Source organism: Streptomyces sp. NPDC020845, assembly GCF_044334165.1.
In the GTDB taxonomy this organism is placed as follows: Bacteria; Actinomycetota; Actinomycetes; order Streptomycetales; family Streptomycetaceae; genus Streptomyces.
Genome location: NZ_JBIRSJ010000005.1, coordinates 119465 through 132082 on the forward strand (window position 1 = coordinate 119465; position 12618 = coordinate 132082).

The 12618-nt window shown below is 71.4% G+C and carries 9 protein-coding genes; 3 read left to right on the forward strand and 6 right to left on the reverse strand.

All coding sequences use genetic code 11. The features are described from left to right. Window positions 1-92 precede the first annotated feature (92 nt). Both ACH4U7_RS13475 and ACH4U7_RS13480 read right to left on the reverse strand, forming a co-directional pair. Complete coding sequence (locus ACH4U7_RS13475) at window positions 93-2336, reverse strand: MMPL family transporter (protein ID WP_398528105.1); 2244 nt, start codon at window positions 2334-2336, stop codon at window positions 93-95. A 142-nt stretch (window positions 2337-2478) separates the two neighbouring features. Beyond that, on the reverse strand, window positions 2479-3081 hold the full coding sequence (locus tag ACH4U7_RS13480; RefSeq protein ID WP_398528106.1) for a TetR/AcrR family transcriptional regulator: 603 nt from the start codon (window positions 3079-3081) through the stop codon (window positions 2479-2481). Between the two features lie 166 nt (window positions 3082-3247). Between ACH4U7_RS13480 and ACH4U7_RS13485 the strand changes: the two genes are divergently transcribed. Further along, complete coding sequence (locus ACH4U7_RS13485) at window positions 3248-6880, forward strand: S41 family peptidase (protein WP_398528107.1); 3633 nt, start codon at window positions 3248-3250, stop codon at window positions 6878-6880. Between the two features lie 49 nt (window positions 6881-6929). Here the strand turns inward: ACH4U7_RS13485 and ACH4U7_RS13490 are convergent, their stop codons facing one another. The 4 genes from ACH4U7_RS13490 to ACH4U7_RS13505 all read right to left on the reverse strand — a co-directional run bounded on the left by ACH4U7_RS13490 (window position 6930) and on the right by ACH4U7_RS13505 (window position 10636). Beyond that, a complete protein-coding gene (locus ACH4U7_RS13490) occupies window positions 6930-7136 on the reverse strand; it encodes a hypothetical protein (protein ID WP_398528108.1) in 207 nt (68 codons plus the stop codon). A 67-nt stretch (window positions 7137-7203) separates the two neighbouring features. Next, a complete protein-coding gene (locus tag ACH4U7_RS13495) occupies window positions 7204-8094 on the reverse strand; it encodes an SDR family oxidoreductase (RefSeq protein ID WP_398528109.1) in 891 nt (296 codons plus the stop codon). Further along, window positions 8091-9089 carry an alpha/beta fold hydrolase gene (locus ACH4U7_RS13500; RefSeq protein ID WP_398528110.1) on the reverse strand — a complete coding sequence of 333 codons (999 nt, stop codon included), beginning with the start codon at window positions 9087-9089 and terminating at the stop codon, window positions 8091-8093. Before ACH4U7_RS13500 ends, ACH4U7_RS13495 begins: the two co-directional genes overlap by 4 nt. Continuing rightward, window positions 9086-10636 carry a flavin-containing monooxygenase gene (locus ACH4U7_RS13505; protein ID WP_398528111.1) on the reverse strand — a complete coding sequence of 517 codons (1551 nt, stop codon included), beginning with the start codon at window positions 10634-10636 and terminating at the stop codon, window positions 9086-9088. Before ACH4U7_RS13505 ends, ACH4U7_RS13500 begins: the two co-directional genes overlap by 4 nt. 147 nt (window positions 10637-10783) lie before the next feature. Here ACH4U7_RS13505 and ACH4U7_RS13510 point away from each other — a divergent pair, with 147 nt between their 5' ends. Beyond that, a complete protein-coding gene (locus tag ACH4U7_RS13510; RefSeq protein WP_398528112.1) occupies window positions 10784-11605 on the forward strand; it encodes a MerR family transcriptional regulator in 822 nt (273 codons plus the stop codon). 25 nt (window positions 11606-11630) lie between these two features. Further along, window positions 11631-12500 (forward strand): YwqG family protein, encoded by an 870-nt coding sequence (locus tag ACH4U7_RS13515; protein WP_398528113.1) that lies wholly within the window; start codon window positions 11631-11633, stop codon window positions 12498-12500. Window positions 12501-12618 lie beyond the last annotated feature (118 nt).

Sequence of the window (12618 nt, forward strand, 5' to 3'; positions counted from 1 at the left end):
TCAGCGCACACACGTGCCGCACACATCAACCCCGCACACGACGGCGGCCCTCCGCGCATTCGCGAAGGGCCGCCACAACATCGGGGCCGGGCTTACACCCGGGTCAGATCCGCATCGGGATCCCGTTCATCCCGCTCCACACGCACCGCCGAGTCCGGGGCGAGCTGCTTGCGCAGGCCCTCGCCTTCCACGTCCACGTTCGGCAGCGCCTTGTCCAGCCAGCGCGGCAGCCACCACGCGGCCTTCCCGAGCAGCGCGAGCACCGCCGGAACAATGGTCATACGGACGATGAACGCGTCGAAGAACACCGCGGTGGCGAGGCCGAAGCCGATCATCTTCACCATCGACTCGGACGAGCCGATGAACCCGGCGAAGACGCTCATCATGATGACCGCGGCGGCGGTGACCACCCGGGCCCCGTGCTTGAAGCCCGTGACCACGGCCTGGCCCGGCCGCTCGCCGTGGACGTACGCCTCGCGCATCCGGGTCACGAGGAACACCTCGTAGTCCATCGCCAGACCGAAGACCACACCGATCATGAAGATCGGCATCATGCTCATGATCGGGCCGGGCTCCTCGACGTTGAACAGGCTCCCGCCCCAGCCCCACTGGAAGACCGCGACGACCGCGCCCAGCGCCGCCACGACGGACAGCAGGAAGCCGAGGGCCGCCTTGAGCGGCACCAGCAGCGACCGGAAGACCACCATCAGCAGCAGGAAGGCCAGGCCGACGACCAGCCCCAGGTAGGGCAGCAGCGCGTCGTTCAGCTTCTGCGAGATGTCGATGTTCATCGCCGTCTGGCCGGTCACCAGCATCTCGGCGCCGGTCCCGGACTTGAGGGACGCGGCCTCGTCCCGGATGTGGTGCACCACATCCTCGGTGTCGACGCTGCTCGGCTTGTACTTGGAGATGACCGTCAGCATCGCGGTGTCATTGGCCTTGTTGAACCGAGCCGGGCTGACACTCGCGACGCCGTCGACGTCGTGGATGGCCTTGCGGGCCTGCTCCACGGCGCCCTTGGGATCGTCGCTGCCCTTGGCGTCGACGACCACCATCAGCGGTCCGTTGAAGCCCGGGCCGAAGCCCTCGGACATCAGGTCGTACGCCTTGCGCTTGGTGGTGTCGGTGGGCTGCGACCCGTCGTCGGGCAGGCCGAGCTCCAGGCTGGCCGCGGGGAGCGCGGCGGCGCCCAGGCCGAGCACGGCCACCAGCAGCACCATCACCGGGCGGCGCAGCACGAAACGGGCCCAGCGGGTCCCCGCGTTGGGCTTCTCCTCGCCCGCGGCCTCGTTCTCCGCGCCCTTCTTGGCGGCCTTGCGGACCTTACGGCTGAGCACCTTGCTGCCCGCGAAGCCGAGCAGGGCCGGGATGAGGCTGATCGCGATGAGGACGGCGATGACCACCGTGCCCGCCGCGGCGAAACCCATCTTGGACAGCATCGGGATGTTGACGACCGCGAGGCCGGCGAGGGCGATGACGACGGTGAGTCCGGCGAAGACCACCGCGGATCCCGCGGTGCCCACCGCACGCCCGGCGGCCTCCTCCCGCTCCTGCCCCTCGGCCAGTTCGGCCCGGTAACGGGAGACGATGAACAGCGCGTAGTCGATGCCGACCGCGAGGCCGATCATCATCGCCAGCGTCGAGGTCGTACTGGAAAGGCCCAGGGTGGTGGCGAGCGCGGTGATCCCGGAGATGCCGATGCCGACGCCGATGATCGCGGTGAGCAGCGGCAGTCCGGCGGCGACCAGCGAGCCGAAGGTGATCAGGAGGACGACCGCCGAGATCGCGATGCCGATGATCTCGGTGGCGCCGGTCTCCGGCATCTGCTGCAGAGCGTCACCGCCGATCTCGACCGTCAGCCCCGACTTGCGGGCGTCCTGGCCCGCCTCCTTCAGGGCGTCCCGCGTCTTGTCCTCCAGCTCCATGGCGCTGACCTTGTAGGTGGTCAGGACGTATGCCGTGGTGCCGTTCTTGCTGACCCCGCCCGCCTTGTACGGGTCGGCGACCGAGGCGACCTCGTCCGAGCCCGACTGGAGCTCACGGACGGTCTTTTGGACCGTGGCCTTGTTGGCCGCGTCGGTCATCTTCTCGTTGGCCGGTGCGCGGAAGACCACGCGCGCGGTGGCGCCCTGCGCGTTACCTCCAGGGAAGCGCTGTTCCAGCACGTCGAAGGCCTTCTGGGCCTCCGTACCGGGGATGGAGAAGCTGTCGTTGGAGGGTGGTGAGGCGGTGGCGGCCCCGACACCGGCGACCGCGAGGAGCGCCACCCATATCAGGGCGACGAACCGACGTCGCCGAAAGGCGAATCGGCCGAGTTTATAGAGGAACGTGGCCACGAGGAGAGGTGCTCCCGTCGAGTAGGCGTTACTGGCAGGGGTGGGGAACCAGACGGCGACGAGAGCGGCGCGCCGGCTGGAGCTCTATGGGGTTGTGTGGTGGTGGGGCCGTGGTGCGGGGAGAGTGTGGGGGAGGGGCGCCTCAGGGGGAGGCCGGGGACCGGACGCCGAGGGCGGGGAGGACGACGGCGTCGATGTAGTCGAAGAGATAGTCGGTGTCGGGCTCCTGGGCCTCGACCATGAGCCGGGTGGTGAAGGCGCCGACCAGCATGTGCACGGTGTAGCGGAGGGCGGGGCGGTCCGGGGCGACCTCACCGCGGTCGACGGCCCGCCCGAGCACCGTCTCGAAGGCGGAGAGTTCGTGTTTGACCATGAGTTCGCGCAGCGCCTCGAGCAGATCCGGGTTCTGGTGGGCGGCCAGGGCCAGCCCTCGCATCAGGGCCGCGTCCCGCTCCCGGGCCTGGTCCCCGCACCGCACCATCTCGCGCAGATCGCCGCGCAGCGAGCCGGTGTCGATGTCTTCGAGCGAGACGGGCTTGGTGTGCCGCAGCGCGGTGGCGACCAGCTGCGGCTTGCTCTTCCACTGCCGGTAGAGGGTGGCCTTGCTGGAGTGGGTACGGGCCGCGACGGCGTCCATGGTGAGCGCGTCATAGCCGACCTCGGTGAGAATGCCCATGACGGCTTCGTACAGCTCGCTCTCCCGCTCGGGGGACAGCCGGCTGCGGCGTCGGTCCAGTGCCTGCATCGTGCCCTCCTTCCCGAACATGGGAGCGTCGCGAACGAAACGGTTTCGTACACCAATAGCGTAAGCGCGGTTCTGAGTGGCACTGTACGAAACGAGCCCGTTTCGCTCGTGGGATGCGTCACAAGACCGAGTTGCCCTGAAGGGGCAGCCCCGGAAGGATGGTCAGGTGAAGGATGCTTTGTCGAACGCGTCGGGCCAAGGCGACGGCGCGTATCTCCGGTTTCCGCACCTGCACGACGACTTGCTCTGCTTCGCCGCCGAGGACGACCTCTGGGTGGCGCCGCTGGCCGCGCTGGGAGAGCCACCGGGGCGGGCCTGGCGGCTGACGGTCGACCGCACCCGCGTCGGGCATCCCCGCTTCTCCCCCGACGGCTCGCAGATCGCGTTCACGACCTGGCGCAGCCTCGACCCGGAGATCCATCTCGTCCCGGTCGACGGCGGCGCGGCGCGGCGCCTGACGTACTGGGGCGGCGTCGACGCCCGCGTCTGCGGCTGGACGCCGCCCGACCAGGACGGCACCTCGCACATCCTGGCCGTCTCCTCCCACGACCAGCCGCTCTCCCACTTCTCCTGGGCCTACAGCCTGCCCACCGACGGCAGCCCCGGCGGGCGGCTGCCCTGGGGCCCGGTCTCCGATATCGCGGTCACCGACGTCGGCGGCGAGCGCCGCACCCTCCTGCTGACCGGCACGCCCCCGCACGAGCCCGCCTCCTGGAAGCGCTACCGCGGCGGCGCGACGGGTCGGCTGTGGCTGCACGGCACGCGCCTGGTACCGGAGTTGAACGGACACCTGGCCTCGGCGATGTTCGTCGCGGGCCGGATCGCGTTCCTCTCCGACCACGAGGGCATCGGCAACCTCTACTCCGTTCTGCCCGACGGCTCCGACCTGCGGCGCCACACCGACCACACCGACTTCTACGCCCGCCACGCCTCGACCGACGGCTCGCGCATCGTCTACCAGTGCGCCGGCGACCTGTGGCTGATCGACGATCTGAGCCCGCGCGCCGAGCCGCGCCGGCTGGACGTACGGCTCGGCGGGGCGCGCACCGGGCGCCGCCCGTACCAGGTCCCCGCCTCCTCGCACGTCAACTCGCTGTCCGTGGACACCACGGGCCGGGCGAGCGCGGTATGCGTACGGGGCAGCCTGTACTGGCTGACCCACCGCGACGGCCCCGCCCGCACCCTCGCCGACACCCCGGGCGTACGGGTCCGGCTGCCGGAGATGCTGGGCGACACCGGGCGCGTGGCGTATGTGACGGACGCCGAGGGCGAGGACGCCATCGAGATCGCGTATCTGCCGCGCGCGAGCGGTCCGCGGGAGCGGCGGCGGCTGGCGGTGGGCCGGCTCGGGCGGGTGCACGAGATGGTCGCGTCGCCGGACGGCAAGCGGCTGGCGGTGGCGGCACACGACGGGCGGCTGCTGCTGGTGGACACGTCGGTGGACGCGGCGGAGGACGTGTCGGAGGAGACGGAGGAGACGGAGGAGGAGGACACGTCGGCGGACGCGTCGGAGAACGGCGCGCCCGAGGCGGAGGACACCTCGCCGGACAGCGCGGCCGAGGCGCCGGACCCCGGACCGGACGCAGCCGCGGACACCTCCCCGGAGGCGGCGTCGGACGCGGCGCCGGACACCGCGCCCGACCCCTCAACCGACCCCGCACCCGACCCCTCAACCTCGGCCGAAATACCGGACGTCGACGAGGTCAGCGAGTTGATCCGGTCGACGAACGGGCCGGTGCGCGACCTCGCGTTCTCCCCCGACTCCGGCTGGCTGGCCTGGTCGCACCCCGGTATCGGCCGCTCGCTGCGCCAGATAAAGATCGCCCGCCTCGCGGACCGTACGGTCGTGGACGTGACCAGCGGCCGGTTCGAGGACGAGGAGCCGGTCTTCACCCGCGACGGCCGGTATCTGGCGTTTCTGTCCTGGCGCGGCTTCGACCCGGTCTACGACGTGCACACCGGCGACCTGTCCTTCCCGCTCGGCTGCCGCCCCTATCTCGTACCGCTGTCCTCCGCGACCCCGTCCCCCTTCGCGCTCTCCCCCGAGGGCCGCCCGGCGGCGGGCGGCCTCGACCTGGACAGCGCGTACCCGGGCGGCAGCGACGACGGTGACGGCGAGGCCGCCGAGGGCACGGTCACGATCGAGGTGGAGGGCCTGCCGAGCCGGGTCACCGCCTTCCCGGTGGCCGCCTCGAAGTACTCGACGCTGTACCCGGTCAGCGGCGGCGGGCTGGTGTGGCTGCGCTGGCCGATCTCCGGCGCGCTCGGCGAGACCTTCGCCAATCCGGCCGAGACCTCCTCCCGCCCCACCCTCGAACACTTCGACCTGGTCAAGGCCAAGCGCACCGAACTCACCGACGACCTGGACTGGTTCGCGGTCAGCGGCGACGGCACCCGACTGGTGGTCAACGACGAGGGCGATCTGCGGGCGGTGCCCGCCACCGAGACCGCCGACAGCGACGCCACCGTCCATATCGACATGCGGCGCATCCAGCACACCGTCGACCCGGCCGCCGAGTGGCGGCAGGCCTACGACGAGGCGGGGCGGATCACCCGCGCCTACTACTGGGAGCCGGGCATGTGCGGCGTCGACTGGGACGCGGCGCTCGAGCAGTACCGTCCGCTGGTCGAACGCGTCGCCTCCCCCGATGAGTTCGCCGATCTGCTGCGCGAGGTGCAGGGCGAGCTCGGCACCTCGCATGCGTACGTCATGCCGGCCCGCCGCAACGAGGGCCCGGCCCACTACCAGCGCCCCATCGGGCTGCTCGGCGCCAACTTCGCCCGTACGAAGGACGGGCGCTGGATCATCTCCCGCATCCTGCCCGGCGAGTCCTCCGACTCCCGGGCGCGTTCACCGCTGGCCGGCACCGGCATCCGCGAGGGCGCCACGCTCACGCATGTCGACGGCCGCCCCGTGGACCCGGTGGCCGGCCCCTTCCCGCTGCTCACCGCCGCGGGCGGGACGACGGTCGAGCTCACCTTCCAGCCCGCCGACGAGGCCGGGGACGACGGGGCCGGTGACAGCAAGGCCGGGGACAGCTCCACCGACGGCGACGGGGCGGGTCCGCCGCGCCGCGTCGCGGTCCAGCCACTCATCGACGACCGGCCGCTGCGCTACCAGGACTGGGTGGCCAAGCGGCGCGCGGTGGTGCGCGAGTTGAGCGACGGGCGGTGCGGCTATCTGCACATCCCCGATATGGGCGGCTCCGGCTGGGCCCAGTTCAACCGCGATGTGCGCAGCGAGATGTCGCTGCCCGCGCTGATCGTGGACGTACGGGGCAACGCGGGCGGCAATATCAGCGAGCTCGTCGTCGAAAAGCTCACCCGCACCATCATGGGGTGGGACCTGACCCGCCACGCCGAACCCGTCTCGTACACCAGCAACGCGCCGCGCGGCCCGATCGTCGCGGTCGCGGACGAGGCGACCTCCTCCGACGGCGACATGATCACGGCCGCCTTCAAGATCCAGGGCATCGGCCCGGTGGTGGGGTTGCGCACCTGGGGCGGGGTGGTCGGCATGACCGGCCGGCACCGGCTCGGGGACGGTACGTCGATCACGGTGCCGATGAACGCCGCGTGGTTCGACGCGTATCGGTGGGGAGTCGAGAACTACGGCGTGGAGCCGGACATCGAGGCGCTGCGCTCGCCGCTCGACTGGGCGGAGGGCCGCCATCCGCAGCTGGGTGTCGCGGTGCGTACGGCGCTCGACCTGCTGGAACGCCATCCGGCGGCAACGCCGCCCGGCTACTCGGACGTACCGGACCTGCGGCGCCCGAAGCTGCCGCCGAGGAGCGGCTGAGCGGAGCGCGTGGGGCGCGCCCATGCCGCATGGGGGCGCCCCACCGAGGTCACATCTCCTCGTAGGGCTCCTGGTCCTCGATCCCTTCCTCCCGGTCCCGCATCGGGCGCTGCTCACGGCTCTCGCGCGGCGGCTGCTCACGCCGCGGCTGCTGCGCCTGCTGCGCCTCCCGGCCCCGGTCGTCCTGCGCCTTGCGCCTCGCCTGACGGGCCTTCTCGTTGAACTGGTCCTTGCTGGCCATCGTGTCGCCTCTCATGGGGTGGCGGAGGATAGGCCAAACCAGCGTGACATGTGCGAACATTCCACGCATTTCGGCCCGGAGGTCAATCAATCCCCCGCGCCTTGTTGTCCGCCTCGCCACCGGCCCCCACCAGCCCGGTCCGCCGCTCGCGCGTCGCCGCGAACCGAGGCTCGAAGCGCCGCACATCGCGCTGCGCGAAGGTGCCGATCAGCGCGGGCAGAGCCCCCCGCACGGGCTGCATACCGCGCAGCCACCACTGCCCGTACACATGCGCCGACCGGCGCTCGATCCCGGCCACCAGCCGGTCGACCGCCGGGCCGAGCGGACAGGTGCGGTTCACCGGCCAGGGCAACCGCCGCCGAAACTCCCACAACACATCGTCCCGCTCGAAGCCGCGCACCATGTCCGTATCGGTGAAGCTGAGGTAGGCCACGCCGACCCGTACGCCGCGGTGGCCCACCTCGGCGCGCAGACAGTGCGCGAACGCCTCGACACCGGACTTGGACGCGCAGTACGCGGACATCATCGGCCCGGGCGTGAGCGCGGCGAGCGAGGCGATCTGCAGCAGATAGCCGCGGCGCGCGACGAGCGCGGGCAGAAACGCGCGGGCCGTGGCGGCGCTGCCCAGCAGATTGACCTCGATGACCCGCCGCCAGGCCGTCTCGTCGGTGTCGGCGAACGGACCGGCCTGAGCCACTCCGGCGTTGGCGACGACGATGTCCACACCGCCGAAGCGCTCGACGACCTCCCCGGCCACGCGGGCCATCGCCTCCTGGTCGGTGACATCGGCGTGCCAGTGGGCGGACTCGGTATGCAGCCCCTCCGCCACCCGCCGCAGCCCGTCGGGCTCCAGCCCCACCAACGCCACCTTGGCCCCCCGCGCGGACAGCTTCCGGGCCAGCGACTCCCCCACGCCCCGCGCCGCGCCCGTTACGACGGCGACCCGGCCTTCCAGACTCCTGCGCGCATTCATGTCGTCGGCTCCTCGACGGTGTCGTCGTCCGTGGCGCCCAGCGCCCTCTGCCTCGTGCCCTGCGCCGTCCCCTCGTGCCCGTGTGCCTGCCCGTACTCCGCCACCAGCCCGCGGATCACCCCGCTCACCGCCGCCGGATCCTCGACGGGCGCCATATGCCCGAGCCCGTCCAGCTCCGTGAGGCCGACACACCGTGGCAGCGAAGCCGACAGGGCTCGGGCGTGGTCCAGTGGGGTCAACCGGTCGGCCGTGCCGGCGAGCACGGCGGTGGGCAGGGCCAGCCGGCCGACTTCCGCGTCGAGATCGAGGTCGCTCATGACCCGTCCCCACGCGGCCCGTACCGCCCGCGGGCAGGCGTACACGATGCGCGCGCACGCCTCCACCACGGCGGGGCCCGCCGCCGGGCCCATCGTCACGTACTTCAGCAGCCGTCTGGAGACCGGTGTCACCGGCCCGAGCGGCGCGCGCGAGCACAGCAGCGCGCGCTGCACCCGCGTCCGCAGACGCTCACCGCGCAGCGGTATGACGCGGCCCCGCGCGGGCAGCCGCGAAGCGCCGGTGTTGCACAGCAGCAGGGCCGTCGCGCGCTCGCGCAGCTGCGGCCGGTCGGCGGCGGCCATCAGCGTCATACCGCCCATGGAGTGGCCCACGACGACGGCCCGCTCCCCGGGCGCGAGCGTCTGGTCGAGCACCGCCGCCAGGTCGTCGGCGAGCGTGTGTGTGCTGTAGCCGCCGGGATCGACGACCGGGCTGCGGCCGTGGCCGCGCTGGTCGTACAGGACGATCCGGTGGTCGGCGGCCAGTTCGCGGACGATCGGCGCCCAGAAGGCGGTCGAGCAGGTCCAGCCGTGCACCAGCACGACGGCCGGGGCGCCTTCGGGCCCGTGCAGTTCGGCGTGCAGGCGGGTGCCGTCGGAGGAGATGACGGTCAGTTCGCTCACGGCGACGGGCGGCGCGTACGGACCAGCGGCCTGCCGCGCCGGACGGCGGCTCACCGGGCCTCCCGCCCCGCGCCCGTACCGACACCCACGACATCCGGCGCGGCGCCGGGCGGCGCTTCGCGCTCCGGCCGCAACACCCGGTACTCCGTGACGTCCACCCTCCGCGTCACCCTGCGGAACTCCGTCGTCGTCCCCGGCCACACCGTCGTATTGCGCCCGCCCATCAGGTACCAACTGTCGCAGCCGCCCACGTTCCACACCGTACGGCTCAGCCGCTCCTGCATCCGGTCGGTCCACGCCCGCACCGCCGACGGCCGGGCGTCCAGCGCCACCTTCCCGCCCAGCACGTCCAACTGCCGCATGAAGTCAACGAGATACGCCAGCTGCGCCTCGATGATGAGGATCATCGAGCTGGTGCCGAGCCCGGTGTTCGGCCCGATGATCGTCAGCAGGTTGGGGAAACCCGCCGCGCTGGTGCCGCGCAGCGCCTCCATACCGTCCCGCCACTCCTCCGCGAGCGTCGTCCCGTACGCCCCGGTCACCCGTCGCGCGATCGGCATATCGGTCACATGGAAGCCGGTCCCGAAGATGATCGCGTCCGCCTCCACCTCCGTACCGTCGCCGGCGACGAGCGTCGAGCCGCGTACCTCCTCCAACCCCGCCGCGACGACGTCGACATGCGGCTGGGCGAGCGCCGGGTAGTAGTCGCCGGACAGCAGGATGCGCTTGCAGCCGATCCGGTAATCCGGCGTCAGCCTGGCCCGCAGGGCCGGGTCCTCGATGGCCCGCCGCATATGGCGGACGGCCATCCGCTCCACCAGCCGCAGCGAATCTGGGCGTTTGGTGAACGAACCGGTCTGCAGCTCCCGCACCCCCCACAGCACCGCCCGCCGCAGCGCGCGGGTCGCGGGGACCTTGGTGTGCAGCCAGTGTTCGGCGGCGGAGATACGGCGGTCCATACGCGGCAGCACCCAGGCCGGGGTGCGCTGGAAGAGGGTGAGCCGGTCCACCTCCCGGTGGATGGCGGGCACGATCTGGATGGCCGAGGCACCGGTGCCGATCACCGCGACGCGCTTGCCGCGCAGATCGTAGCCGTGGTCCCAGCGCGAGGAGTGGAAGACCCGGCCGGGGAAGTCCGCCAGGCCCGGGATGTCCGGGATCTTGGGGTCGGAGAGCGGCCCTGTGGCGCTGACCACGACATCGGCGGTCAGCGCACCTGACGCGGTGTCGATCTCCCAGTGCAGCGCACGCGAGTCCCAGCGCATGGCCCGCACCTCGGAGTCGAAGCGCAGATGCGGGCGCAGCCCGAACGTATCGGTGACCCGCTCCAGATACGCGCGGATATGCGGCTGTCCGGAGAAGTTGCGCGGCCACTCGGGGTTGGGCGCGAAGGAGAAGGAGTACAGATGGGACGGCACATCACAGGCGCAGCCCGGATAGGTGTTGTCCCGCCAGGTGCCCCCGACCGCCCCGGCCCGCTCCAGGACCACGAAGTCGGTGATCCCCGCCCGGCGCAGCCTTACGGCCGCCCCCAGCCCGCCGAATCCGGCTCCGATCACCGCCACCCGTACGTGCTCTCGCGTCACCTCAGCGCCAGTCATATGGCCGCCTCCCGCAACACTCGGAACGTTGCCAGCAATTACTGGCACGGTTTGAGCGTAGGACAGGGTGCTACCGAGCGGTAGGGGCCGGATGGAGGGAAGTTACCGGCGGTTCACCGCTCTGTGGTGCGGGCATAGGCTGCTGACGTGGCGACGAGCGAAGAACGCAAGGGTGCGGACGGCCCTGACCTGGGCGGTCCTGACTTGGGCGGCCCCGACCCCAACAGCCCCGAGAAAACCCGCGAATACGGTGAATACCGCGAATACCGCATAGCAGAGCTGGCCGAGAAGGCCGGGATCACCGTGCGCACCCTGCGCTTCTACCGGGAGCGCAAGCTCATCCCGCCGCCGCGCCGCGAGGGCCGCGTCGCCTGGTACAACGACCACCACCTGACCCGGCTCCATACGATCGCCGCCCTCCTGGAGCGCGGCCACACCCTCGGCGGCATCGCCGAACTCCTCGCCGCCTTCGACAGCGGCGCCCGCGACGTCGCCGACCTCCTCGGTCTGCGCTCCACCCCCATCCCCGTCCCCGCCTGGTCGCAGGAGACCCCGGTCCGGCTCACCCCGGAGGCACTGGCCGACTACTTCCAGGGGCAGGCGACGCCGGAAAACCTCGCGGCCTCCCTCGACCTCGGCTATCTCGCGGTCGACGGCGACCAGTTGGTGCATGTCAGCCGACGTCTGCTGGACGTCTCCCGCGATCTGGTCGACCGGGGCCTCCCGCTCGCCGCCGTCCTGGGGGCGGCCCGCGATGTACGCCACCATGTGGACGCGATCGCCGAGGTCTTCGCCGCCCTCCTGCGCACCACGGTCCTGGCCGAGCCCGCCTCCCGGATCGGCGCGACGCTGGAGGAACTGCGGCCGATGGCCAAGGGTGTTGTGGACGCCGAGCTGTCGATGGCCATGGACCGCCGCATCCGCGCGGAACTGGCGGCGTGGGCGGAGGCAGATCAGGACCGGGGGTGACAGTGGCCCCTGCCATCATCGGCCCATGCTCAGTCTTCCCCTCCTCAGCGAGTTGGCGCACGAACGGCTTCCCTCCGGCCTCGCGGACCGGTTCTGCTCCCTGCTGGAGCCGAGAGGTCAGATCCTCTCGGCCGCCCGTCCCGGAGACGAACACGTCGGCGTGCTCGGCGGTGAGCCGCAGCTTCCCGAGGCCGTCGAGTGGCCGGTGTGGGAGGGGCACGGCCCTCTGTCGTTCGTCGCCTCGCTCGACTGCGCCCAACTGTCGGCCGCCGCCACCGGACTGGCCCTGCCGGCCGACGGCACCCTGCTGTTCTTCTACTTCGACGGACAGGCCGACGAATACGAGTCGTGGGTGAATCCCTCGAACCCCGAGTCCCGCCCTGGGTCCCGCATCCTGTACGTCCCCGCCGGCACGCCCGTTCTGCCGCGCCCGGCCCCGGCCCCGCTCAAGCCGTACCGCCGCGTGCCGCTGCGCACCGATGCGGCCGTCGACCTGCCGCAACTCACCAACGCTGAACTCCACGAACCGCTGGGCCTCGACTACGAGACGGTGTCCACCGACCCGGTGTACGTCGAGTTCCAGGACGCCGTGTGGAATCTGCGCCGGGTCCACCACCAGGTGGGCGGCGAACCCTCCAACATCCAGGGCGAGGTCGCGTACGAAGTCGGCGACTTCCCCGAGGACTGGGACCTGGACGAATTCAATCCCGACAACCCCCACTTCGACGACATCCTCGCCGAGGAGGCACGGTGGCGGCTCCTTCTCCAGATCGCCTCCGACGACGACGCCGACATGATGTGGGGCGACGCGGGCGCCCTCTACTGGCTGATCGACCCCGAAGATCTCGCCGCCGGCCGCTTCGACCAGGCCCGCTTCACCTGGCAGTGCCACTGACGGCATCCGTCATATCGAGCACTTCAATGACGGTTTCCCGTATCTGGGCCCGGCTGGCTGGCACCGCTCCCTTCGTACGCCGATCGTGAAGCCGTGAGAACGGACGTACGGGCAAGGA

What these genes read in the sequence shown, in the direction of transcription:
- ACH4U7_RS13480 (WP_398528106.1), bottom strand. Translation starts at nt 3,081, where the DNA reads ATGCAGGCACTGGACCGACGCCGCAGCCGGCTGTCCCCCGAGCGGGAG.
- ACH4U7_RS13490 (WP_398528108.1), bottom strand. Translation starts at nt 7,136, where the DNA reads ATGAGAGGCGACACGATGGCCAGCAAGGACCAGTTCAACGAGAAGGCC.
- ACH4U7_RS13495 (WP_398528109.1), bottom strand. Translation starts at nt 8,094, where the DNA reads ATGAATGCGCGCAGGAGTCTGGAAGGCCGGGTCGCCGTCGTAACGGGC.
- ACH4U7_RS13505 (WP_398528111.1), bottom strand. Translation starts at nt 10,636, where the DNA reads ATGACTGGCGCTGAGGTGACGCGAGAGCACGTACGGGTGGCGGTGATC.
- ACH4U7_RS13515 (WP_398528113.1), top strand. Translation starts at nt 11,631, where the DNA reads ATGCTCAGTCTTCCCCTCCTCAGCGAGTTGGCGCACGAACGGCTTCCC.